This is a genomic window from Paraburkholderia sp. BR10954 (assembly GCF_040965775.1).
GTDB lineage: Bacteria > Pseudomonadota > Gammaproteobacteria > Burkholderiales > Burkholderiaceae > Paraburkholderia > Paraburkholderia youngii.
In genome coordinates this window covers 174,830-198,465 of record NZ_JBFRCK010000006.1, presented here as the reverse complement: position 1 = coordinate 198,465, position 23,636 = coordinate 174,830, and the positions used below count along the sequence as shown (strand labels likewise).

The 23,636-nt window shown below is 64.9% G+C and carries 19 protein-coding genes; 3 read left to right on the top strand and 16 right to left on the bottom strand.

Features of this window, described 5'->3' with window-relative positions:
- Nucleotides 1-2 precede the first annotated feature (2 nt).
- The 13 genes from lpxA to rpsB all read right to left on the bottom strand — a co-directional run bounded on the left by lpxA (nt 3) and on the right by rpsB (nt 13,454).
- Complete coding sequence (lpxA, locus tag AB4Y34_RS11995; RefSeq protein ID WP_176108295.1) at nt 3-791, bottom strand: acyl-ACP--UDP-N-acetylglucosamine O-acyltransferase; 789 nt, start codon at nt 789-791, stop codon at nt 3-5.
- 100 nt (nt 792-891) lie between these two features.
- Complete coding sequence (fabZ, locus tag AB4Y34_RS11990) at nt 892-1,356, bottom strand: 3-hydroxyacyl-ACP dehydratase FabZ (RefSeq protein ID WP_176108294.1); 465 nt, start codon at nt 1,354-1,356, stop codon at nt 892-894.
- Between the two features lie 185 nt (nt 1,357-1,541).
- Nucleotides 1,542-2,654: a UDP-3-O-(3-hydroxymyristoyl)glucosamine N-acyltransferase gene (lpxD, locus tag AB4Y34_RS11985; RefSeq protein WP_176379218.1), complete on the bottom strand. Its 1,113-nt coding sequence runs from the start codon at nt 2,652-2,654 to the stop codon at nt 1,542-1,544.
- 85 nt (nt 2,655-2,739) lie between these two features.
- On the bottom strand, nt 2,740-3,261 hold the full coding sequence (locus AB4Y34_RS11980; protein WP_026225318.1) for an OmpH family outer membrane protein: 522 nt from the start codon (nt 3,259-3,261) through the stop codon (nt 2,740-2,742).
- A gap of 89 nt (nt 3,262-3,350) precedes the next feature.
- A complete protein-coding gene (bamA, locus tag AB4Y34_RS11975; RefSeq protein ID WP_176108292.1) occupies nt 3,351-5,663 on the bottom strand; it encodes an outer membrane protein assembly factor BamA in 2,313 nt (770 codons plus the stop codon).
- A 67-nt stretch (nt 5,664-5,730) separates the two neighbouring features.
- A complete protein-coding gene (gene rseP, locus AB4Y34_RS11970) occupies nt 5,731-7,125 on the bottom strand; it encodes an RIP metalloprotease RseP (RefSeq protein ID WP_176379217.1) in 1,395 nt (464 codons plus the stop codon).
- Nucleotides 7,126-7,132: 7 nt separating this feature from the next.
- Nucleotides 7,133-8,338 (bottom strand): 1-deoxy-D-xylulose-5-phosphate reductoisomerase, encoded by a 1,206-nt coding sequence (locus tag AB4Y34_RS11965; RefSeq protein ID WP_176124973.1) that lies wholly within the window; start codon nt 8,336-8,338, stop codon nt 7,133-7,135.
- 11 nt (nt 8,339-8,349) lie between these two features.
- On the bottom strand, nt 8,350-9,171 hold the full coding sequence (locus AB4Y34_RS11960; RefSeq protein ID WP_176379216.1) for a phosphatidate cytidylyltransferase: 822 nt from the start codon (nt 9,169-9,171) through the stop codon (nt 8,350-8,352).
- On the bottom strand, nt 9,165-9,947 hold the full coding sequence (gene uppS / locus AB4Y34_RS11955) for a polyprenyl diphosphate synthase (protein ID WP_176108288.1): 783 nt from the start codon (nt 9,945-9,947) through the stop codon (nt 9,165-9,167). Before uppS ends, AB4Y34_RS11960 begins: the two co-directional genes overlap by 7 nt.
- A gap of 61 nt (nt 9,948-10,008) precedes the next feature.
- Complete coding sequence (gene frr, locus AB4Y34_RS11950; protein ID WP_013089702.1) at nt 10,009-10,569, bottom strand: ribosome recycling factor; 561 nt, start codon at nt 10,567-10,569, stop codon at nt 10,009-10,011.
- 97 nt (nt 10,570-10,666) lie between these two features.
- Complete coding sequence (gene pyrH, locus AB4Y34_RS11945; protein ID WP_013089703.1) at nt 10,667-11,380, bottom strand: UMP kinase; 714 nt, start codon at nt 11,378-11,380, stop codon at nt 10,667-10,669.
- 222 nt (nt 11,381-11,602) lie between these two features.
- Entirely contained in the window at nt 11,603-12,484 is an 882-nt protein-coding gene (tsf, locus tag AB4Y34_RS11940) for a translation elongation factor Ts (protein WP_176108287.1), read from the bottom strand.
- A 217-nt stretch (nt 12,485-12,701) separates the two neighbouring features.
- Entirely contained in the window at nt 12,702-13,454 is a 753-nt protein-coding gene (rpsB, locus tag AB4Y34_RS11935) for a 30S ribosomal protein S2 (RefSeq protein WP_013089705.1), read from the bottom strand.
- Between the two features lie 482 nt (nt 13,455-13,936).
- Between rpsB and map the strand changes: the two genes are divergently transcribed.
- From map to AB4Y34_RS11920, 3 genes are read left to right on the top strand one after another with little or no spacing between them, the layout of a single operon-like run.
- Nucleotides 13,937-14,821, top strand: a complete 885-nt coding sequence (gene map, locus AB4Y34_RS11930; protein WP_309235153.1) for a type I methionyl aminopeptidase — start codon at nt 13,937-13,939, stop codon at nt 14,819-14,821.
- 29 nt (nt 14,822-14,850) lie between these two features.
- Nucleotides 14,851-17,430 carry a [protein-PII] uridylyltransferase gene (locus tag AB4Y34_RS11925; RefSeq protein ID WP_368716115.1) on the top strand — a complete coding sequence of 860 codons (2,580 nt, stop codon included), beginning with the start codon at nt 14,851-14,853 and terminating at the stop codon, nt 17,428-17,430.
- 6 nt (nt 17,431-17,436) lie between these two features.
- A complete protein-coding gene (locus AB4Y34_RS11920) occupies nt 17,437-19,383 on the top strand; it encodes a pseudouridine synthase (RefSeq protein ID WP_368716114.1) in 1,947 nt (648 codons plus the stop codon).
- A 96-nt stretch (nt 19,384-19,479) separates the two neighbouring features.
- On the opposite strand, the gene def is transcribed toward AB4Y34_RS11920, so the two are convergent.
- From def to AB4Y34_RS11905, 3 genes are all read right to left on the bottom strand, one after another.
- Entirely contained in the window at nt 19,480-20,013 is a 534-nt protein-coding gene (gene def, locus AB4Y34_RS11915) for a peptide deformylase (protein ID WP_368716113.1), read from the bottom strand.
- Nucleotides 20,013-22,076, bottom strand: a complete 2,064-nt coding sequence (gene ligA, locus AB4Y34_RS11910; protein ID WP_176379213.1) for an NAD-dependent DNA ligase LigA — start codon at nt 22,074-22,076, stop codon at nt 20,013-20,015. The genes def and ligA overlap by 1 nt, the downstream gene beginning before the upstream one ends.
- 167 nt (nt 22,077-22,243) lie before the next feature.
- Nucleotides 22,244-23,560, bottom strand: coding sequence for a cell division protein ZipA C-terminal FtsZ-binding domain-containing protein (locus AB4Y34_RS11905; protein WP_368716112.1), 1,317 nt, complete (start codon nt 23,558-23,560; stop codon nt 22,244-22,246).
- Nucleotides 23,561-23,636: the final 76 nt, after the last annotated feature.

Sequence of the window (23,636 nt, the reverse complement as noted above, 5' to 3'; positions counted from 1 at the left end):
GGTTAGCGGATGATGCCGCGCTGCGACGCTTCGACGAACGCGAGCAGCGTCTGCACCGGGGCGTCGCCGTCACCGCCGGCCGAACCGAGTTCCTTCAATTGCACCTTCGCTTCTTCGAGCGACAGGCCGTTCTTGTACAGCACGCGATATGCGGAGCGCAGCACCGAGATCGCGTCAGCCGAGAAACCGCGGCGGCGCAGCCCTTCGACGTTGATGCCGTGCGGCTCGGCCTTGTTGCCCGCGGCGATCACATAGGGCGGCACGTCCTGCACGAGCGCCGACGCCCCGCCGAGCATCGCATGCGCGCCGATGCGCACGAACTGATGCACGCCGGACATGCCGCCGATGATCGCGTGGTCGCCGATCGTCACATGGCCGGCCATTTGCGCGTTGCTCGACAGGATCACGTTGCTGCCGACGTGGCAGTCGTGACCGATGTGCACGTAGGCCATGATCCAGTTGTCGTCGCCGAGCGTGGTGACGCCCGCATCCTGCACCGTGCCGGTGTGGATCGTCGTGAATTCGCGGATCGTGTTGCGGTTGCCGATCACGAGCCTGGTCGGCTCGTCCCGGTACTTCATGTCTTGCGGACGGCCGCCGACCGATGCGTAATGGCCGATGCGGTTGTCTTCGCCGATCGTGGTATAGCCCTCGATCACGCTGTGCGAGCCGACCGTGCTGCGCGCACCGATCGTCACGTGTGCGCCGATCACCGCATAGGGCCCGACTTCGACGGATTCGTCGAGCTGCGCGCCCGCTTCGATGATCGCGGTGGGATGGATCCTGCTCATGCGTCCTCGCTTCTGATTCTGTTGCGTTGTGTGGATGGCCTTGACGCCGGGGCCGCCGCGCACGTGCCTTGCCGCGTCGCGACCTGCCGGGACGCCGGCGTTACGCGTCTTTGTCCGTGTGGCGCACCGCGCACATCAGATCGGCTTCCGCCGCGACGACGCCATCCACTTCGGCGCGCGCCTTGAACTTCCAGATGCCGCGCATGTGACGCTCGAACGTGCAGTTCAGGATCAGCTGATCGCCCGGTTCCACCACGCGCTTGAAGCGCGCGTTGTCGATGCCGACGAACAGATACAGCGTGTTCGACGGATCGCTCGGCTCTTCCGAGAACGTCAGCAGCGCCGCGGTCTGCGCGAGCGCTTCGAGGATCAGCACGCCTGGCATCACCGGCCGCGTCGGGAAATGTCCCTGGAAATACGGCTCATTGATCGACACGTTCTTCAACGCTTTGATGCTCTTGTGCGGTTCGAGTTCGAGCACCCGGTCGACCAGCAGGAACGGATAACGATGCGGCAGCAGCGTGAGAATCTTATGAATGTCGAGATTGATTTTTTCGGTGCTCATGGTGTTTCTGCTCACGCATTGACTGCGCGATGATGACTGCGGATGCTGGTGCAGGTGGGTTGAAAACGCGCGCGACCGGCGCCTTGGATGACCGGTGGCCGTGCCACCCGGTCACGGCCACTGGCTTTGCGTCCTGATGCTCGACCGCTATTTTACGCGGTGCCGGTGGGTCGCCGGGACAACTATCAGATCTTGTTGCCTGCGGGTTGACCTGCAGCACCGTCAGTGGCACTGCCGGCCTTGTCGGCGGCGGCGCTCTCCAGCGCCTTGATGCGATCGCGAAGCTTGTCGATATTGCGCAGCAGCGCGGCGCTCTTGTTCCAGTCCGCGTGGTTCACGGCCGGGAACGCACTCGTATACATGCCGGGCTTCAGCAGCGACTTCGACACGCCCGACTTCGCGGTGACGATCACGTTATCGGCCAGCGTCACGTGTCCTGCAATGCCGACCGCGCCGCCGATCATGCAGTGACGCCCGATGGTCGTGCTGCCCGCGATGCCCGCACAGCCCGCGATCACCGTGTAGGCGCCGACCTTGCAGTTGTGGCCGATCTGCACGAGGTTGTCGATCTTCACGCACTCCTCGATGATCGTGTCGGCCATCGCGCCGCGGTCAATCGTAGTGTTCGCGCCGATCTCGACGTCGTTCGCGATCGACACGCCGCCCACCTGCGGAATCTTCACCCAGCTGCCGGTGCGCGCGTCGCCCTCGCCGACGAAGTCGGGCGCGAAGCCGAAGCCATCCGAGCCGATCACCGCGCCCGCGTGCACGATCACGCGCTCGCCGAGCTTGCAGCCGTGGTACACGGTCACGTTCGGATACAGATGCGCGTTCGCGCCGACACGCGTGCCGCGGCCGATCACAACGTTGGCGTCGAGCCGCGCATGCTCGCCGATCACCGCGCCCGCTTCCACGGTGACACGCGGACCGATCACCGCGCTCGCGGCGACCTGCGCGGAAGGGTCGATGGTTGCGCTCGGATGCACACCGGGGACGGGCTTCGGCGCGGCGAGGTCGATGAAGGTTTGCGCGATGCGCGCGAAGTAAGCGTAGGGATTCGGCGTGACGATGAAGTTTCGACCTTCGCGCGAGGCGAGCTTCGCGAGGTCGCCGGCATTGATCAGCACCGCGCCGGCGCGGGTCGTTTCGACTTGCGACAAATATTTCGGATTGGCGAGGAACGCCAACTGGTCCGGGCCTGCCTGGTCGAGCGGCGCGAGACTGCTCACGCGCTGCGACCCGTTACCGACAACCTCACCGCCGAACCGCTGGACGATGTCCTCGAGCTTAAATGCCATGCCTATCCTGTCTCCAACCTGTTCAATCATTGCGAGGGCGCGCGCCAACGCGCGCGGGGCGACCGTGCGCCGCCCTCGGTTGCCCTTAGTTGCCCGATGCCGCCAGTGCCTTCAGCACCTGGTCGGTGATATCGATGCGCGGGCTCACATACACCGCTTCCTGCACGATCAGATCGTAGTGCTGCGTTTCGGCGATCTGCTTGATGACCTTGTTCGCGCGATCGAGCACCGCCGCGAGTTCCTCGTTGCGGCGCTGGTTCAGGTCTTCGCGGAACTCACGCTGCTTGCGCTGGAAGTCCGAGTCGAGCTGCGACAGGTCGCGCTGCTTCTGCGCGCGATCGGTCGCCGACATTGTCGCGCCATTCTTGTCGAGTGCATCGGACATCGACTTGAGCTTTTGCGCCATGTCGGCGAGATCCTTGTCCCGCTTCGCGAATTCGGCCTCGAGCTTCAGCTGCGCGGCCTTCGCCGCAGCCGATTCGCGCAGGATGCGGTCGGAATTCACCGCGGCGATTCTCGCCTCCTGCGCGTGCGCCATGCCGACCCCGAGGGTCATTGCCAGCGCCAATGCGCACGCTACACGTTTCGAAAACATACCGGTTAGCAAAGTCATCCTCTCGATACTGTAGTTTGGCCGGTCTCGCCGCCGGGAGCGCCCGCCGCCGCAGCCGGCCGCCGGGAGCGCCCGCCGCCCAATCAGAACGCGGTCCCGATCTGGAACTGGAACTTCTGATACTGGTCGCCCGTGTGCTTCGTGAGCGGGAAGCCAAGGCTCAACTTGAGCGGGCCGATCGGCGAGATCCACGCGAGACCCACACCGTAGCCGTAACGCAGACCGTTCGCGCCAGTCGACGTCGCTGCCGTGCTCGCGTCCGCCCAGACGTTACCAGCGTCCAGGAAGGTGAACACACGCAGCGTCCGGTCATAACCGGTCCCGGGCAGCGGGAACGTCAACTCGATATTGCCCACCAGCAGCTTCGAGCCGCCGATCGGGTCGCCGGTCGTTTTGTCACGCGGACCCAGTGAGCTCGGCTCGTAACCACGCACCGAACCGATACCGCCCGCGTAATAGTTCTTGAAGATAGGATAAGGCTTGCCAGCAAGGCCGTTACCATAGCCGCCCTGGAAGTTGAAGCCCAGCACAAAGCCGCGCGCAAACGAGTAATAGTACTGCGCGTTGATATCGGCCTTGTAATACTGGGTGCCGCCGATCGGCGTGCCGTACTCCGCGTTCGCCTGCGTGAAGTAGCCGCGGCTTGGGACGAGCGCGCTGTCGCGCGCATCGCGCGACCAGCCAATCGTAAGCGGCACGTTGTTCGACACCCGGCCGAAGTCATTCACGTATTGCTTATATGAAGCCGGGGTATTTGCATCGACGTCCAGCTGGTTCTGTTCGAAGCCCGCGCCGAAGTAGACGGTATCGACTTCGGAGAACGGAATGCCGAACTTGAGGTCACCGCCCATCGTGACGATCTTGAAGCTCGAATCGGTCGAGTAGTACAGCGGCTGGTAGGTACGGTAGTAGACGTCGGTGATCCGCTTGATGCCGTCCACCGTGAAGTACGGGTCGACCTGCGTGACCGTCAGCGTACGGTACGTCTTCGCGGTATTGATGTTCACCGCGAGGCTCGTGCCGGAGCCGAACACGTTGTCCTGCGAGATACCCGCCGACAGCACCACCTTGTCCGTCGACGAGAAACCTGCGCCGAGCGTAATCGCGCCGGTCGGCTTTTCGGCGACCTTCACGTCGATGTCGACCTGGTCGGGCGTGCCTTCGACCGGCACCGTGGTCACGTCGACGTCGGTGAAGTAGCCGAGACGATTGATGCGGTCCTTCGACAGCGAGAGGCGGTTCGAATCGAACCACGAGCTTTCGAGCTGACGCATTTCGCGGCGCACCACTTCGTCGCGCGTGCGCGTGTTGCCGACCACGTTGATGCGGCGCACGTACACGCGACGGCTCGGGTCGACCTGCAGGGTCAGGTCCACCGTGTGGTTGTTCTGGTCGATCTGCGGCTGGGCATTGACGGTCGCGAACGCGTAACCGTATTCGCCGAGCTTGTCGACGATCGCCTTCGTGGTGGCCTGCAGCTTTTCGGCCGAGAAGCGGTCGCCCGGCTTGATCTTGATGAGCTTCTTCAGCTCCGCTTCGCGGTCGAGCAGATTGCCGGCGAGGCGGATGTTCGAAATCGTGTACGGCTGGCCTTCATGCAGCGTGATGGTCAGGTACATGTCCTTCTTGTCCGGCGAGATCGACACCTGGGTCGATTCGATGCTGAACTCGAGGAAGCCGCGATTCAGGTAGAACGAGCGAAGGTTCTCGAGGTCGCCGGTGAGCTTGTCTTTCGCGTACAGGTCGTTCTTGGTGTACCACGAGAACCAGTTCGGCGTGGACAACTGCATTTCGTCGCGCAGCGTGCCGGTGCTGAATGTCTTGTTGCCGATGAAGTTGATCTGGCGGATCTTCGCGCTCGGACCTTCGGCCACCGAGAACAGGATGCCGACGCGGTTGCGGTCGATCGGCGTGATCGTCGTGGTGACTTCGGCCGCGTAGAAACCGCGCGTCAGGTACTGGCGCTTCAATTCCTGCTCGGCCTTGTCGACCAGCGCCTTGTCGAAGTAGCGGCCTTGCGACAGCCCGACCGCGCGCAGCGCCTTGATCAGGTTATCCTTTTCGAACTCGTGAATGCCGGCGAAGTCGATCGTGCCGATGGCCGGGCGCTCCTGCACCTGCACCACCACCACGTTGCCTTCGGTTGCGATCTTGACGTCGTTGAAGAAGCCCGTCGCGTACAGCGCGCGAATCGCTTCAGAAGCCTTGTCGTCGGAAAAGGTATCGCCCTGTTTGATGGGCAGGTACGCGAACACCGTACCCGGTTCGACGCGTTGCAATCCCTCAATGCGAATGTCTTGCACCACGAAGGGCGTCGTTGCATGAGCAACCAGCCCATGCGCGGCGAACGCCGCGGCTATAACCGTCTTTGGACCAAAGCGATGAGGTTTGAACAACGTGCTTCCCCAGTGTGTATAGCTGCATCAGGCCTGGCGGCCGCCCTCGAGAACGCCGCCGGACACTTTAAAAATGGATTAAACGAGCCAGATCGTTGAACAGCGCAATCGCCGACAACGCGACGATGCAGGCAAGACCCGCCCTCTGAAAAACGAGTTGCCAGCGATCAGAGACAACTTTACCGGTCACAGCTTCAACCAAATAATATAACAGATGACCCCCGTCCAATACCGGAATTGGTAGCAGGTTCAGCACGCCAAGGCTAATGCTGACAAGGGCCAGGAACGACAAAAACGCGGAGGGACCCAGACGTGCGCTCTTTCCCGCGTAGTCGGCGATCGTCACCGGACCGGACAGGTTCTTCAGCGATGCCTCGCCGACGATCATCCGGCCAAACATCCGCACCGAGTACACCGCGAGATCCCACGTGCGGCGCGCGCCGAGGCGCAGGCTGTCGAGCGGGCCGTAGCGCACTTCGATCGACGGCACCTCGGTCGCCAGCTCCGCGCCGATGCGGCCGATTCGCTGCCCGCTCGCCGCATCGCGCTGCAGTTGCGGCACGATCGTGATCTCTTCGAGCGCGCCCGCCGTATGTCCGCCGCGGCCGCCGCGCTCCACCTGCAGCGTGACCGGCACGCCGGCGTGCGATTTTACAAAGGCGATGAAGGCCGCGGCATTATCGGTCGGCTTACCGTTGATCGCGCGCAGCCGGTCGCCCGCGACGAGCCCCGCCTTCTGCGCGGCGCTGCCCGCCTGTACGCCGGCCACCGTCAGCTTGCCGCCACCTGGCTCGAAGCCGAGGCGCGACATCAGATCGTCGTCGACGTCTTTCTCGCCGATGCCGCGCAGGTCCATCGGAAAATCGGAGGTGCCGTGCGCGTCTTTTGCACTGAGCACGATGCGCTGCTGATCGAACGCGGCACCGAGCAGCTTCCAGCGCAGATCCGACCACGAGCGCACTGGCTCGGTCTCGTCGCTATGGCCGGTGCGCACACCGACGATCGTCTCGCCGCCCTCGAAGCCCGCCAGCGCGGCGGGTGTATTCGGCGCGGGCGTGGCGATCACGGCCGCCGGTTCGGTCACGCCAGTGGCGAACACGAGTGCGAACAGCACGATCGCAAGCAGGAAATTCGCGACCGGACCGGCCGCGACGATCGCGAAGCGCCGCCACACCGACTGGCGATTGAACGCATACGGCAGATCCGCGTCGGCAACCGAGCCGGGGCCGGCCTCGCGCTCGTCGAGCATCTTCACGTAGCCGCCTAGCGGCAGCGCGGCAATCGTCCACTCGGTGCCCGTCTTCCGACTGACCCACTGAACCAGCGGCTTGCCGAAGCCGATCGAAAAACGCAGCACCTTCACGCCGCACAGACGCGCGACGCTGTAGTGCCCGTACTCGTGGACCACCACGAGTACGCCAATCGCAACCGCGAAAGCGAGCAGTTCGATCAGCAGATTCATAAACGCCTCACTGGACGGCGCGTTCCGTGCGACGGACGCCGTCGGGCAGACGCGCGATGAATTCGGTAGCAACACGGCGCGCCGCGGCGTCCGCTTCGATGACGTCGTCGAGCGCGTGCGCGCTGCGGTTCGGCAATGCGTTCAGCACCGAGTCGACCACCTGCGCAATCGCCATGAAGCCGATGCGGCGCGCGAGGAACGCCTCCACCGCGATCTCGTTGGCGGCGTTCAACGCCGCGCTCGCGACACCGCCTGCGGCCAGCGCCTTCATCGCGAGCGCGAGGCACGGGAAGCGCGCGTAGTCGGGTTTTTCGAACGACAGCGACGCAATCTCCGCGAGATCGAGCTGCGCGACGCCGGAATCGACGCGATCCGGAAACGCGAGTGCGTGCGCGATCGGCGTGCGCATGTCGGGGTTGCCGAGCTGCGCGAGCACCGAGCCGTCCGCGTACGACACCAGCGAATGGATCACGCTCTGCGGATGGATCAGCACGTCGATACGCTCGCCGGGCAGATTGAACAGCCAATGAGCTTCGATCACTTCGAGGCCCTTGTTCATCATCGTCGCCGAGTCGACCGAGATCTTGCGGCCCATCACCCAGTTTGGATGCTTGCAGGCTTCGTCAGGCGTCACGTCGACGAGCGTGGCCGGTTCGCGCGTGCGAAAGGGGCCGCCCGACGCGGTCAGGATGATCTTCGAGACGCCGCCATGCAGCGATGCTTCGCGCGGCAGGCATTGGAAAATCGCGTTGTGTTCGCTGTCGACCGGCAGCAGGACCGCGCCGTTGTCGTGCACCGCGTCCATGAAGATTGCGCCGGACATCACCAGCGCTTCCTTGTTCGCGAGCAGAATGCGTTTGCCGGAGCGCGCCGCGGCGAGGCTGGGCGCGAGACCCGCTGCGCCGACGATCGCCGCGACCACGGTGTCGCAGCCCTCGCTCTTCGCGACGTCAACGAGCGCCTGCGGCCCGTACGTGACCTCGGTCTTGCTGCCCGCATCGCGCAGCTTCGCGGCGACCTTCGCGGCCGTGTCGGCGTCGCCGACCACCGCCACTTCGGGCGCGAAGCGCAGGCATTGCTCGACGAGCTTGTCGCCGTTGCGATGCGCGCTCAGCGCGTAAATGGAAAAACGCTCGGGATGGCGCGCAACCACGTCGAGCGTACTGTCTCCAATCGAGCCCGTGGAACCGAGCAATGTCAGACGTTTTTGCATATCTCTTTTCTCTAGCCGAGCAGCAGCATCGCGAGCGGCAGCACCGGCAACAATGCGTCGATGCGATCGAGCACGCCGCCGTGCCCCGGCAACAGGCCGCTCGAGTCTTTGACGCCGGCCTGGCGTTTCATCATCGATTCGAACAGATCACCGACCACGCTGAAAACCACCAGCAGGGTCAGCGCGAGCACCGTGCGTAACGCGCCCAGTTGCGCCAGCAGCGCAGAATACAGGGTCGGCTCGAACGCGTGCAAAAAGATCGCCGCCGCCGCGACGATCATGACCAGCAACCAGCCGCCGATCGCGCCCTCCCAGGTTTTACCCGGACTGATGGCGGGTGCCAGCTTGTGCTTGCCAAACGCCTTCCCGGAGAAGTATGCGCCGATATCGGCGAGCCATACCAACAGCAGCAGCGACAGAACGAACGGCACACCGAGAATGCGCGCGGCGACGAGAGCATGCCAGCACGCGATGAAACCGACGATGCCGGCAAGAAACAGAAAGGCGCGCCACGCGCCCTGCGCGAGCACCGGCTTGCGCAGCAGCACGAAAGGACCGCCGATCACCCAGAAAATCGCCGCCGCCTGGAAGAATGGCCGCGCATGCTCCGTGCCAATGCCCAGCCGCGTGCTAGTGACGAGCCCGAGCGCCGCGACGAGCGCGTACAGCACCGGACCCGCGCCGCCGAGCTTCAGCAGGCGCGCCCACTCCCACGCGGCGAACACGACTACGAACGCGATCAGCGCGCCGAACGCGCCGACCGGCGCGAACAGCGTGACAGGCAGGAACACTGCCAGCAGCACGATCGCCGTGATGACACGGGTTTTTAGCATGGAAGCGAATCGACGTTCTGCGATTGCGGCTCGAGCTGAGCACTGGTGCGGCCGAAGCGGCGTTCCCGCTCGGCGTACGAAGCGATGGCATGACCGAGCGCGTCGGCGTCGAAATCCGGCCAGAACGTGTCGGTGAAATAGAACTCGGTGTAGGCGAGCTGCCACAGCAGGAAGTTGCTGACGCGGCGCTCGCCGCCGGTACGGATGAACAGGTCGGGCTCGGGCGCATAAGCCATCGACAGATGCTCGGCGAAGGCGTCCTCGTTGACCTCGACCGGTTTGCCGGCCGCAGCCGCCTGCTCGACGAGCTTGCGGGTGGCCTGCATGATGTCCCAGCGACCGCCGTAGTTCGCGGCGATGGTCAGCGTAAGACGAGTATTGCGCGCGGTCTTGGTTTCCGCCCGCTTGATCAGATCACGGATCTTGTCGTCGAAACGCTCGAGATCGCCGACCACGCGCAAACGGATGCCGTTCGCGTGCAGCTTGCCGATCTCGCGCTCGAGCGCGGTGACGAACAGGCGCATCAGGAACGACACCTCCTCGTTCGGACGGCGCCAGTTCTCCGAACTGAACGCGAACAGCGTCAGATATTCGACGCCCCGCCGCGCGCACGCCTCGACGGCCGCCCGCACCGCGTCGACGCCGCGCGTATGGCCCGCCACGCGCGGCAGACGCCGCTGGGTGGCCCAACGGCCGTTGCCATCCATGATGATCGCGATATGTCGCGGCACCGCGGCGACTTCAGGCACGCGCACGGTTGAGCTGGTATAGGTCATGGCCGTCGGGACAGTAATGCCAGTAAAGAAGTGGAAATCAGAAAGACTGAGCCGAACGGCGTCAGACCGTCATGATCTCGGCTTCTTTCGTCGTGACGAGCTTGTCGATTTCAGCGACGAACTTGTCCGTCAGCTTCTGGACGTCGTCGCCGGCACGACGCTCATCGTCTTCCGAAATTTCCTTGTCCTTGACGAGCTTCTTCAGTTGCTCGTTGGCGTCGCGACGCAGGTTGCGCACGGCCACCTTGGCCGTTTCGGCCTCGCTGCGCACGACCTTGGTCAGCTCTCGGCGACGCTCTTCGGTCAGCGCGGGCATCGGAACGCGAATCACATCACCGTGCGTGGCCGGGTTCAGACCGAGGTCCGACTCGCGGATCGCCTTTTCGACGACCTGAACCATCTTCTTTTCCCACGGCTGCACGCCGATCGTGCGAGCGTCGATCAGCGTCAGGTTCGCGACCTGCGAAATCGGCACCGGCGAGCCGTAGTAGTCGCACTGGATATGATCGAGCAGGCCCGTGTGCGCACGGCCAGTGCGGATCTTCGACAGGTCGTTCTTGAACGCGTCGATGGAGCGCTGCATCTTCTGTTCAGCGCCCTTCCTGATATCAGCCACAGACATTTTTAAACCTCCGAACCTTCAAAACGGTGCGAGCCGCCCGGCACGCGCGATGCGGCGGCCCGGGCTCGCGTCAAAGCCCATGTAATGTAAACGAAGTTTACACGTGGACGAGTGTGCCCTCGTCCTCACCTAGCACGATGCGCTTCAGCGCACCGGGTTTGACGATCGAAAACACGCGGATCGGCAGCTTCTGGTCGCGGCACAGCGCAAAAGCCGTCGCGTCCATCACCTGCAGATTGCGGCCGATTGCCTCGTCGAAGCTGATCGTGGTGTAACGGGTCGCGCTCGAATCCTTCTTCGGGTCGGCCGAATAGACGCCGTCCACCTTGGTTGCCTTCAGCACCACTTCCGCGCCGATTTCCGAGCCGCGCAATGCAGCGGCCGTGTCGGTCGTGAAGAACGGGTTGCCGGTACCGGCCGCGAAAATCACGACCTTACCTTCCTCGAGCTGGCGGATCGCGCGGGGCCGGATATACGGCTCGACGACCTGGTCCATGCGCAGCGCGGACTGCACGCGCGCCTCGATGCCAGCATGGCGCATCGCGTCCTGCAGCGCCAGCGCGTTCATCATCGTGGCGAGCATACCCATGTAGTCGGCCGTCGCGCGGTCCATACCCGCCGCGCCGCCCGCGACGCCGCGAAAGATATTGCCGCCACCGATCACCACGGCCAGCTGCGTTCCGAGACGGACCACTTCGGCCACGTCCGCCACCATTCGTTCGATGGTCGCGCGATTGATGCCGAAGGCATCGTCGCCCATCAGAGCTTCACCGGAGAGTTTGAGCAGGACGCGTTTATAGGCAGTGGGCATAGAGGTATCCAGATCGCGCAGAACAGGGCAACAACAAGGGACTAATGTAGGGGTGAAATACTGATTCGGGCAAGCTCCGCCAAATTGGCGAACCCAAAGGTTCGCCAGCGGCGGCCGCGCGGCGAGGGTCAACCCGTGCGCGGCCTTGCGGTGCTGCCGACCGCGGCGAGGTCTTGCCTCGCCGCGGGTCCAAACGGTACGGCTGTGAAACTTAGCTAACGCTTATTGTTGCTTTGCAGCAGCGACCTGAGCGGCCACTTCCGCAGCGAAGTCGTCCTGCTTCTTCTCGATGCCTTCGCCGACCACGAATAGTGCGAACTTCTGCACGCTCGAGCTGGCCGCCTTCAGCATCTGCTCGATCGTCTGCTTGTCGTTCTTAACGAACGTCTGGTTCAGCAGCGACACTTCCTTCAGGTACTTCTGCACGCTGCCATCGACCATTTTGGCGACGATTTCAGCCGGCTTGCCCGATTCGGCAGCCTTCTGTTCAGCGATGCTGCGCTCCTTGGCGATCAGGTCCGCCGGAACGTCGTCCGACGACAGCGAAACCGGCTTCATCGCGGCGATGTGCATTGCCACGTCCTTGCCGACCTGCTCGTCCGCGCCGGTGTACTCGACCAGCACGCCGATGCGCGTGCCGTGCAGGTACGCGGCCAGCTTGTTGGCGGTTTCGAAGCGCTCGAAACGGCGGATCGACATGTTTTCGCCGATCTTGCCGACCAGCGCGAGACGGACTGCGTCGACGGTCGAGCCGTCGAGCGGGAGCGCCGACAGCGCGGCGACGTCAGCCGGGTTTTGCGTCGCGACGAGCTCGGCGACCTTCTTCGAAAACGCGAGGAAGTCGTCATTCTTCGAGACGAAGTCGGTTTCGCAGTTCAGCTCGACGAGCGAACCAGCGTTGCCGCCGATGAACGATGCGACCACGCCTTCAGCCGTCACGCGCGATGCCGCCTTGCTCGCCTTGTTGCCGAGCTTCACACGCAGCAACTCTTCAGCGCGCGCCAGATCGCCGTCGGCTTCCGTCAGCGCCTTCTTGCATTCCATCATCGGCGCGTCGGTCTTCGCGCGCAGTTCTGCAACCATGCTTGCGGTAATTGCCGCCATCATTTGCTCCTTGAGTTCTGTCTGTCACACGCCGCCCGCACTTCGATGCCGGCGGCAGGAATTCGTTTCAGCGTTTTCGCGTATTTTTGCGAGCGACGCGTGTCACGCCACCTTGGACACTCTGCCAGACGTCCGTTACAACATCTGTTACAAGCGTCGCGGCTTAAAAAAAGGGGGCCTGTAGAAAGCCCCCTTTTATGTCGGACACTGGGCAGCCTTACGCTTCCGGGTTGACCTCGACGAACTCGTCGCCGTCGCCGCCACGTGCTGCCTGGACCACTTCGTTGACCGCATTGGCACGGCCTTCGAGGATCGCGTCGGCCACACCAGCCGCGTACAGGGCGACGGCCTTGCTGGCGTCGTCGTTACCCGGGATCACGTAGTCCACACCTTCCGGCGAGTGGTTCGTATCGACCACGGCGATGACCGGAATGCCGAGCTTGTTCGCTTCGGTCACGGCAATCTTGTGGTAGCCGACGTCAACCACGAAGATCGCGTCCGGAATGCCGCCCATGTCCTTCACGCCGCCGATCGACTTCTGCAGCTTCGCCATTTCGCGCTCGAACAGCAGCGCTTCCTTCTTGCTCATGCGCTCGGTTTCACCGGCTTCCAGCGCCGCCTCCATGTCCTTCAGGCGCTTGATCGATACCTTCAGCGTCTTGAAGTTGGTCAGCATACCGCCGAGCCAGCGTGCGTTCACGAACGGCATCCCAGCGCGCTGCGCTTCCTGGGCGATCGTGTCGCGTGATTGACGCTTCGTACCGACGAACAGGATCGTGCCGCGGTTCGATGCCAGCTGACGCGCGTACTTCAGCGCGTCGTTGTACATCGGCAGCGTCTTTTCGAGGTTGATGATGTGAATCTTGTTGCGATGACCGAAAATGAAGGGAGCCATCTTCGGGTTCCAGAAGCGGGTCTGGTGACCGAAGTGGACACCTGCTTCCAGCATTTGACGCATCGTAACTGCCATGAAATTCTCCACGAGGGTTGGGTCTTAAGCCGGCTGCCGTATCGACCGCGCCCGCCTTTGTTTTGGCTGGAACGCGGCGACACCCTGGGTGCGCCGGTTTGCGAATTGGTTGCCTGACACTGCTTTCTCGAGCTCACGACGTCAGCAACCGGATTGCCGCGAGAAGCCGGTTCCGCCCAGTTGCCATGCGCGAATTTGCGGACTCGCGAATAAAAGCGGACTAGGACCGACTTAGCCAAAGAGTATAGCACGCGACTATCGACCGACTCAACCGACCCAACCACCGGCGGATAGCCATGCGCACTGGAGCGCACAGCCGGGCTCCGAATCCGCGCTTGGCGCCCTGTGGCCCACCAATTGGCCGATTTTGATCACTTTTAGCCCATTACCGCCTGATCCAGCGCAACGAGCCCGCCCCCACTGCTGTAAAATGGCTCGATTCCGCCACCCGCGGGGGATCGTCAAGGATCGACCGGCATTCCGTGTGCACCAGACGCCCTCCGCCAGGCCACCGCAACACCCAGCAAGCCTTATCCAGCAAGGCTTCCGAGGAAACCATGGCTATCACCATCAAAAACGAAGACGACATCGCGAAGATGCGCGTCGCCTGTCGGCTCGCGAGCGAAGTGCTCGACTACATCACGCCGTTCGTCAAGGCCGGCGTCACCACCGGCGAGCTCGACCGCCTGTGCCACGAATACATGCTGAAGGACCAGGGCACGGTCCCCGCGCCGCTAAATTACCAGCCGCCCGGCTATCCGCCGTACCCGAAAGCCACCTGCATTTCCGTCAACGACGTGATCTGCCACGGCATTCCCGGCGACAAGGCCCTGAAAAACGGCGACGCGCTGAACATCGACATCACGGTCATCAAGGACGGCTACTTCGGCGACACCAGCCGCATGTTCATCGTCGGCGAAGGGTCGATCATGGCGAGGCGCCTCGTGCAGGCTACCTTCGAGTGCATGTGGCTCGGCATCGACCAGGTGCGCCCCGGCGCGCATCTCGGCGACATCGGGTATGCGATCCAGAAGCACGCCGAAGGCCTCGGCTACAGCGTGGTGCGCGAATATTGCGGCCACGGCATCGGCACCGTGTTCCATGAAGATCCGCAGATCCTGCACTATGGCCGCCCCGGCACCGGCCTCGAATTGCAGGCCGGCATGATTTTCACGATCGAGCCGATGATCAACGCCGGCCGCCGCGACATCCGCACGATGCCCGACCAGTGGACCGTCAAGACCAAGGACCGCAGCCTGTCCGCGCAGTGGGAGCATACCGTGCTCGTCACGGAGACCGGCTACGACGTGCTGACCGTGTCGGCCGGTACGCCCGCGCGTCCGCCCGTGGTCGCGGCTACCGCCTGACCGATTCCGACCTCACCTTCCGTCTGCCAATGAGTAGCGTTCCAGCCGTCGCCCCCTCCCATGCCTCGTCGCTCAAGGCGGACTACAAAGTGGCTAAAGCCCAGTTGCTGGAACGCTTTCGAACGGCCACCAACGTCGACGCGTTGATGGCCGCGCTCGCGCGCACCACGGACCATTCGCTGCGCGCCGCCTGGGACACCTGCGAACTGCCCGACGATCTCGCACTCGTCGCGGTCGGCGGCTACGGGCGCGGCGAACTCGCGCCGCACTCCGACATCGACATCCTGGTGCTGTTGCCCGACACGCGGCTCGAGCATCTGGAGGCGCGCATCGAGCGCTTCATCAGCCTCGCGTGGGATCTCGGGCTGGAACTCGGCAGCAGCGTGCGCAGCGTGTCGCAATGTCTCGAGGAAGCGGCCAACGACGTCACGGTGCGTACCTCGCTGCTGGAAGCCCGTCGCATCACCGGCAGCACCGCGCTGTTCGACGATTTCGCCCAACGCTACCGTGCAGCGCTCGACCCGAAGGCGTTCTTCCAGGCTAAGGTGCTCGAAATGCGCCAGCGTCACGCGAAGTTTCAGGACACGCCGTACGCGCTCGAGCCGAACATCAAGGAAAGCCCGGGCGGGCTGCGCGACCTGCAGCTGATCCTGTGGATCACGCAGGCGGCCGGGTTCGGCAGCAGTTGGCGTGAGCTCGAAGCGCGCGGACTGATCACCGAGCGCGAGGCGCGCGAGCTGCGCCGCAACGAGAGCTTCCTGAAGGCGCTGCGCGCGCGGCTGCATGTGATCGCCGGGCGCCGTCAGGACATCCTGGTGTTCGACCTGCAAACGCCGGTCGCCGAAAGCTTCGGCTTCAAGCCGACCGCGACCAAGCGCGCGAGCGAGCAACTGATGCGCCGCTACTACTGGGCCGCGAAAGCGGTCACGCAGCTCGCGACGATCCTGATCCAGAACATCGAGGCGCAGCTGTTTCCGAACACGAGCGGCATCACGCGCGTGCTGTCGGATCGCTTCGTCGAAAAGCAGGGCATGCTCGAAATCACGTCCGACGACGTGTTCCAGCGCGAGCCGAACGCGATCCTCGAAGCGTTCCTGCTTTACGAGCGCACCCCCGGCGTGAAGGGTCTGTCGGCGCGCACGCTGCGCGCGATCTACAACGCTCGTGACGTGATGGACCAGCATTGGCGGCGCGACCCGGAAAACCGCCGGCTTTTCATGGAAATCCTGAAACAGCCGGCCGGCATCACGCATGCGTTCCGGCTGATGAACCAGACCAGCGTGCTCGGGCGTTATCTGCTGAATTTCCGGCGCATCGTCGGGCAGATGCAGCACGACCTGTATCACGTGTACACCGTCGATCAGCACATCCTGATGGTGCTACGCAATCTGCGCCGCTTCGCGATCGCCGAGCATGCGCACGAATACCCGTTCTGCAGCCAATTGATTGCCAACTTCGACCGGCCGTGGGTGCTGTACGTGGCCGCGCTGTTTCATGACATCGCCAAGGGGCGCGGCGGCGATCATTCCACGCTGGGCATGGCCGACGCGCGGCGCTTCTGCCGGCAGCACGGCATCGAAGGCGAGGATGGCGAGCTGATCGTGTGGCTCGTGCAGCAACATCTGACGATGAGCCAGGTCGCGCAGAAGCAGGACACCAGCGACCCCGAAGTGATCAAGCGCTTCGCCGAACTGGTCGGCACCGAGCGGCGTCTGACCGCGCTCTATCTGCTGACCGTCGCCGACATCCGCGGTACCAGCCCGAAGGTCTGGAACACGTGGAAAGGCAAGCTGCTCGAAGACCTCTACCGCACCAGCCTCGCCGTGCTGGGCGGCGCTCAACCGGACGAGCATTCGGAACTGAAGTCGCGCAAGGAAGAAGCGCTCGCGCTGCTGCGTCTGGAAACCGTGCCGGAAGGCGCGCAACGGGCGCTGTGGGACAAGCTCGACGTCGGCTACTTCCTGCGCCACGACGCGGCGGACATCGCGTGGCAGACCCGCGTGCTGTATCGCCACGTCGAAACGCCGACGCCGCTCGTGCGCGCGCGGCCGTCGCCGATCGGCGAGGCGCTGCAGGTGCTCGTTTACGTGAAGGACCAGCCCGATCTGTTCGCGGGCATCTGCGCGTATTTCGACCGCAACGGCCTGTCAGTGCTCGATGCGCGCGTCAGCACGACGCGCCACGGCTACGCGCTCGACAACTTCCTCGTCACGCACACCGAAGAGGACGTGCACTATCGTGACATCGCCAATCTGGTGGAGCAGGAACTGACCGCGCGGCTCGCGGGCCACGGCACCTTGCTGCCGGGACCGTCGAAGGGCCGTCTGTCGCGGCTGTCGCGCACCTTCCCGATTACGCCGCGTGTCGACCTGCGGGCCGATGAGCGCGGCCAATACTACATCCTGTCCGTGTCGGCGAACGACCGGCCGGGCCTTCTTTATTCCATCGCGCGCGTGCTGGCCGAGCACCGGGTCGGCGTCGCCTCGGCGCGGATCAATACGCTCGGCGAACGCGTCGAGGACGTGTTCCTGCTCGAAGGACACAGCCTGTCGGACAACCGCCTGCAAATTCAGGTCGAGACCGAACTGCTGCGCGCGATCGCAGTGTGAGATTTCATGCGAATCAAATTAACAGCGAAGCATCCGCGGCCGGCGTCGTCCGAACGCGCCCCTGTCCGCCCCGGCAGCGCGTCGGCGCGTAAGCCGACCCGTCCAGCGCGGCCGAAGCCTTTCGAGGCCGAGGGTGGCGCGAAGCGGCCGGTCGGCGCGAAGCCGGCGGACACCGGTGCACGCGCGCCGCGTGCCGAAGGGTCGGGGCCGCGCGAACGGGGTGGGGCTGCCGCGGGCGCACCGCGCCGCTTTGAAGGTGCGGCTGAGCGCGGCGAACGTGCCCCCCGGCGCGAATTCGGCGAGCGGACTGAACGCGCGCCGCGTCGCTTCGAAGGCGGCGCTGAGCGTGGCGAACGCGCCCCCCGGCGCGAATCCGGCGAGCGGAGTGAACGCGCGCCGCGTCGCTTCGAAGGCGGCGCTGAGCGTGGCGAACGCGCCCCCCGGCGCGAATCCGGCGAGCGGAGTGAACGCGCGCCGCGCCGCTTCGAAGGCGGCGCTGAGCGTGGCGAACGTGCTCCACGGCGCGAATCCGGCGAGCGTGGCGAACCGGCACGGCGTCGCTTCGAAGGCGACGCTGAGCGCGGCGAACGCGCGCCCCGTCGCGAATTCGGCGAGCGCACAGAACGCGCGCCGCGTCGTTTCGAGGGCAGTGCGGAGCGCGGCGAGCGCTCACCGCGCCGCGACGACGGCGAACGCCGTCCGTTCAGCGGTCCACGCTCAGGCGCAGGCAGGCCGTCGGAAGGCAGCGCGCGTGGCGACCGCCCGGTGCGCCCGGAGCGCGATGCCGCCCACCGTCCGCGCTTCGGTAGCGATCGCGGTGAGCCGCAGCAGCGTCGCGGTAGTGATCGAGGCGAGCGCAACTTCGCGAAACCCGTAAAAGGCGGCTACGGCGAGCGCACCGAGCGTCCGGCGCGCGCCACGCGTGAGGACCGCGACGAGCGCGGTGCACGCGGCGACTGGACGCCCTCGCGTCGCGAGTCCGGCGACCGCGCCGCACGCGGCGGTGAACGTACCGAGCGTCGCGAGCGCCCTGCGCGCAGCTTCGACGACACGCTACCAGCCGCAAACCGCCGCTTCGGCGACGACCGGCCCGCCCGCGCCGCCAAGCCGCGAACGTCGGCATCGGCAACGGCCCAACCGGTCGACACCATCATCGACACCCCGCACCCGCCCCGCCGCGATCGCGAAGACGCGCCGGGCATGCTGCGTCTGTCGAAGCTGATGTCCAAGCTCGGCCTGTGCTCGCGCCGCGAGGCCGACGAGTGGATCGAGAAAGGCTGGGTCATGGTCGACGGCGAGCGCGTCGACACGCTCGGCACCAAGGTGTTCCCGGATCAGCGCATCGACATCGATCCAGCCGCCGAAGCCTTTCAGTCGAGCCAGGTGACCGTGATCGTCCACAAGCCGGTCGGCCTCGTATCGGGACAGGCGGAGGACGGCTATCAGCCGGCCATCACGCTCGTCACGCCGGAAAATCGCTGGGAAGGCGACCATTCGGGCATCCGCTTCTCGGTGTCGCATCTGCGCCAGCTCGCGCCGGCCGGACGTCTCGACATCGATTCGACGGGCCTGCTGGTGCTGACGCAGGACGGCCGCATCGCGAAGCAACTGATCGGCGGTCACTCGGACGTGGACAAGGAGTATCTGGTGCGCGTCGCCTACGGCGATCACACGGTCGACGTCGAAAGCCACTTCCCGGCCGAAAAACTCGCGCTGCTGCGCCATGGCCTGTCGCTCGACGACGTCGCGCTCAAGCCCGCGCAAGTCAGCTGGCAAAACGGCGAGCAGCTGCGTTTCGTGCTGCGCGAAGGCAAGAAGCGTCAGATTCGCCGCATGTGCGAACTGGTCGGTCTCGAAGTGGTGGGCCTGAAGCGCGTGCGCATGGGCAACGTGATGCTCGGCGCGCTGCCGCCGGGACAGTGGCGCTATCTGTCGGAAGACGAGTCGTTCTGAAGTCCGTCCAATGCGCCTCGTTGCTCAGAGCGGGCGCATCGGCATAACAAAAAACCCACGCACTCAGGCGTGGGTTTTTTGTTGGCGGCAGCCGTGTCAGTCGTCGCTATTCGGATCGAGATCGGGGAACAGGACCTCGGTAAAGCCGAACTTCGAGAAATCGGTAATCCGCATCGGATACAGCTTGCCGATCAGATGATCGCATTCGTGCTGCACGACCCGTGCATGAAAGCCCTCGGCGACCCGGTCGATCGGATTGCCGAACTGATCGAAGCCGTGATACCGGATCATCGAAAACCGGCTCACCACGCCGCGCAGTCCCGGCACCGACAGGCAGCCTTCCCAGCTCTCCTCCATGTCCTGCGACACCGGCGTAATGGTCGGATTGATCAGCACCGTCTCCGGCACCGGAGGCGCGTCCGGATAGCGCTCGTTCGAGCCGAAGCCGAAAATCACCGCCTGCAGATCGACGCCGATCTGCGGTGCTGCAAGACCCGCGCCATTCGCCGCGTGCATGGTCTCGAACATGTCTTCCACGAGCCGGTGCAGCTCGGGCGTGTCGAAGTGATCGACCGGCTCGGCGATTCGCAGCAGGCGCGGGTCGCCCATCTTCAGAATGTCGTGAATCATCAGTGCCCCTCCAGGAGCTTGCGCATACCATCTTCGTCGAGTACGGGGATGCCGAGTTCCTCGGCCTTCGCGAGTTTGCTGCCCGCGTCGGCGCCCGCCACCACGTAACTGGTTTTCTTCGAAACCGAACCCGCCACCTTCGCGCCGGCCCCTTCGAGCATTTCCTTCGCATCCTCGCGCGACAGGTTCGGCAGCGTGCCGGTCAGCACGACCGTCTGGCCGGCCAGCACGCCCTGCGGCGCCTTCGGCGCGGGCGGCCCTTCGGGCCACGTGACTCTGCCCGGCGCACGCAGTTGCTCGATCACCGTGCGGTTGTGGTCCTCGGCGAAGAACTGGTGGATCGATTCGGCGACGACCGGCCCCACATCGTTGACTTCGAGCAGCGCTTCCAGCGACGCATCCATGATCGGATCGAGCGAGCCGAAGTGCTTCGCAAGATCCTTCGCGGTCGATTCGCCGACATGGCGAATCCCCAACGCGTAGATAAAGCGCGCGAGCGTCGTGTGCTTGGCTTTTTCGAGCGAGTCGAGCAGGTTCTGCGCCGATTTATCGGCGAAGCGGTCGAGCTCCGCGAGCGTCGCGAAGCCGAGATTGAACAGATCGGCCGGCGTGCGGACCAGGTTCTGTTCGACCAGCTGATCGATGATCTTCTCGCCGAGGCCGTCGATATCGAGCGCGCGGCGCTGCGCGAAGTGCCACAGTGCCTGCTTGCGCTGCGCCGGACAGAAGAGCCCGCCCGTGCAGCGGGCAATCGCCTCGTCGGGCAGCCGCTCGATCGCCGAGCCGCACACCGGACACTGCGTCGGCATCACGAACTCGCGAGCGTCGGCCGGACGACGCTCGAGCAGCGCGCTGACCACCTCCGGAATCACGTCGCCGGCGCGGCGCACGATTACCGTGTCGCCGATGCGGATGTCCTTGCGGCGCACTTCGTCTTCGTTGTGCAAGGTCGCGTTCGTGACCGTCGCGCCGCCGACGAACACCGGCTCCAGCCGCGCGACCGGCGTGATCGCGCCGGTGCGACCGACCTGCACGTCGATCGCGACGAGCCTCGTCAGCGCTTCCTGCGCGGGGAATTTGTGCGCGAGCGCGAAGCGCGGCGCGCGCGACACGAAGCCGAGCCTGTCCTGCTCGTCGCGCCGGTTGACCTTGTAGACGACGCCGTCGATGTCGTACGGCAGTCTGTCGCGCTTCTCGCCGACCGCGTGGAAGAAGCCGAGCAGGCCTTCGGCGCCCTGCACGACCGCACGCTCGCCATTGACCGGCAAGCCCATCTCCTTGTACCAGTCGAGCAGTTCGCTATGCGTGGCCGGCATCTCGATGCCGTCGAGCACGCCGATCCCATACGCGAAAAACGACAGCGGCCGCTGCGCGGTGATCTTCGAATCGAGCTGGCGCAAGCTGCCGGCCGCCGCGTTGCGCGGGTTCGCGAATTCGCGTTGCCCGGCGGCGCGCTGGCGTTCGTTCAGCCGCTCGAAGTCGCGCTTGAACATCAGCACTTCGCCGCGCACGTCGAGCACGTGCGGCACGCGCTTGCCCTTCAGCTTCAGCGGAATCGAGCGGATCGTGCGGACGTTTTCGGTGACGTTCTCGCCAGTCGTGCCGTCGCCGCGCGTGGACGCCTGCACGAACACGCCGTCGACGTAGCGCAGCGAGATCGCGAGACCGTCGAATTTCAGCTCGGCCGCGTAGTCGACGGGGACCGGCGGCTCGCCCGCGTTGTTGCCGAGCGCGTCGCCGATGCGCTTGTCGAACGCGACGATGTCTTCGTCGGCGAAACCGTTGTTCAGCGACAGCATCGGCTGATCGTGAACGACCGGCTCGAAACCGCTCGCGGCCTTACCGCCGACACGCTGCGTCGGCGAATCGGGCACGATCAGATCCGGATGCTCGGTCTCGATGCGCTCCAGCTCCTTGAACAGCTTGTCGTACTCGGCATCCGGCAGATCCGGCTGATCGAGCACGTAGTACGCGTAGTTCGCGCGTTCGAGTTCCGCGCGCAACCACGCGGCCCGTTCGGCCGGAGCGCTGGTTGCGGAAGAAGGGACGGAGGATCGGGCCATGCTGTCGGAAGCTTCTCGAGATGAAAGTCGGACATCGGATTATCGCAGGAAGCGTGCCCCTTTACATCGGTGAATACCGGGCGAGCCATGCTGCAATGCAAGCCTGAAACGACGACGGCCGCACATCGTGCGGCCGTCGTCAAAACGCGTAGAACGCTGCAATGGACTTACTGGCTGAACAGGCGCCGCGTGGCCGGCGAACCCGCCGGAATGCCCGCCTGTTCGAGCTTCGCGTACAGCGTCATCAACTGTTTTTCGATCGCGAGCAGCGCGCTTTCGGGCAACGGCCGGCGGCCGTCGTCGACCACGCGTCCGCCGATACGCTCGGCCAGCGACTTCGCGTAATCGCACATCAGACGGAACGGCAGAATGTCTTCGTCGGCGACCGGCACGTCGAGCACCAGCGTGATCATCTCGCCGCCTTTATACGTGAGGTCGTCGCGCAGGAAGTTGGTGTCGCCGAACTGCAGCATGAATACCGGGTTTTGCCGCGAATCGAGCTTGACGAAGCGCGTGCCGTCACGCGACAGCAGCAGACCGTCCTGCGACGCGACCGCCTGCACGTAGTTGGCCGACCACGGTGCGCCGTCCGACAGCACGTTGATCGACAGTTGCGCGTCGCACTGGGCGGCAAAGCCATCGAGCTCGCGCGCCATCGCGACGGTTTCTAGCATGTCGGGGAATTCCGGCGCGGCGTCGAGCGCGTCGGCGAACTGCTGCACGCCGGTCACGAACTCGGAAAATTCCAGCTCGTTGAGCGCGCCGCTGCGGTTCGCGAGCTGCGCGGCCGCGCGCAGTTCTTCGTAGCGCGTGCCGTTCTGCAGCAGCTCCCATGCGCCGCCGCCTTCGGGCTTGCCCTCGATATGCACGGGCTTGCTGCCCGCGCGACGCAAGCGCTGCGCGAGCGGCAGCACCTTGTCGCCGGCCACGGGACCGTTCAATCGGATCGGCACGATACAGTCGATGCGCCGATCGACGATGGCCGGTGGCGCCGACGAGATCGTCGTGGCGGCCGGCAGGATCGGTTCCACCCGCTCGCGCTCGGCGGGCGCCGGGTGGGCCGCGGGCGCTTCGGCCGCGGGTCGCTCCACATCGGCGTCCGAAGCCGCCGCATGCTCGCCTTCGCCGGCGGTATCGGAATCCGCCAACGGATAACCGTTCGGCGACGTCATCTCGGCCTGGATATCAGCCGGTGTATCGAGCGGCGCCGCGCCCGCGCCGAACGTCGGCTCGACGCGCGCGGCGCTCGGGTGCGCGGTCGCCTCGGCGCTCACGCTGGGCTCGCGCCGCGTGGTCGGCCGGGCCGGCTCGATGAACGGACTCTGCTCCTCATGCTCGTCCCGCGCAAAGCTCTCGGCGGTGTCGGCCGGCATCGGCCGCGGCATCTTGCGACGCACCTTCGCGCCCTGCCACGCGTTGTACACGACCACGCCCCCCACCACCACGGCACCCGCGCCGATCAAACCGAGTGTCAACTCGTCCATGCATGCTCCATCAGCAATTCTTCTATCCACGTGGGCCTGTCGTCCGCTCCACGTACCGCGCGGCTCTCATCGAGGC

Excerpts from the sequence above, each read along its gene's own strand:
- lpxA (WP_176108295.1), bottom strand. The coding sequence starts at position 791 with ATGAGCAGGATCCATCCCACCGCGATCATCGAAGCGGGCGCGCAGCTC.
- fabZ (WP_176108294.1), bottom strand. The coding sequence starts at position 1,356 with ATGAGCACCGAAAAAATCAATCTCGACATTCATAAGATTCTCACGCTG.
- lpxD (WP_176379218.1), bottom strand. The coding sequence starts at position 2,654 with ATGGCATTTAAGCTCGAGGACATCGTCCAGCGGTTCGGCGGTGAGGTT.
- rseP (WP_176379217.1), bottom strand. The coding sequence starts at position 7,125 with ATGAATCTGCTGATCGAACTGCTCGCTTTCGCGGTTGCGATTGGCGTA.
- AB4Y34_RS11965 (WP_176124973.1), bottom strand. The coding sequence starts at position 8,338 with ATGCAAAAACGTCTGACATTGCTCGGTTCCACGGGCTCGATTGGAGAC.
- AB4Y34_RS11960 (WP_176379216.1), bottom strand. The coding sequence starts at position 9,171 with ATGCTAAAAACCCGTGTCATCACGGCGATCGTGCTGCTGGCAGTGTTC.
- uppS (WP_176108288.1), bottom strand. The coding sequence starts at position 9,947 with ATGACCTATACCAGCTCAACCGTGCGCGTGCCTGAAGTCGCCGCGGTG.
- frr (WP_013089702.1), bottom strand. The coding sequence starts at position 10,569 with ATGTCTGTGGCTGATATCAGGAAGGGCGCTGAACAGAAGATGCAGCGC.
- pyrH (WP_013089703.1), bottom strand. The coding sequence starts at position 11,380 with ATGCCCACTGCCTATAAACGCGTCCTGCTCAAACTCTCCGGTGAAGCT.
- tsf (WP_176108287.1), bottom strand. The coding sequence starts at position 12,484 with ATGGCGGCAATTACCGCAAGCATGGTTGCAGAACTGCGCGCGAAGACC.
- rpsB (WP_013089705.1), bottom strand. The coding sequence starts at position 13,454 with ATGGCAGTTACGATGCGTCAAATGCTGGAAGCAGGTGTCCACTTCGGT.
- AB4Y34_RS11925 (WP_368716115.1), top strand. The coding sequence starts at position 14,851 with ATGAGTAGCGTTCCAGCCGTCGCCCCCTCCCATGCCTCGTCGCTCAAG.
- AB4Y34_RS11920 (WP_368716114.1), top strand. The coding sequence starts at position 17,437 with ATGCGAATCAAATTAACAGCGAAGCATCCGCGGCCGGCGTCGTCCGAA.
- def (WP_368716113.1), bottom strand. The coding sequence starts at position 20,013 with ATGATTCACGACATTCTGAAGATGGGCGACCCGCGCCTGCTGCGAATC.
- ligA (WP_176379213.1), bottom strand. The coding sequence starts at position 22,076 with ATGGCCCGATCCTCCGTCCCTTCTTCCGCAACCAGCGCTCCGGCCGAA.
- AB4Y34_RS11905 (WP_368716112.1), bottom strand. The coding sequence starts at position 23,560 with ATGGACGAGTTGACACTCGGTTTGATCGGCGCGGGTGCCGTGGTGGTG.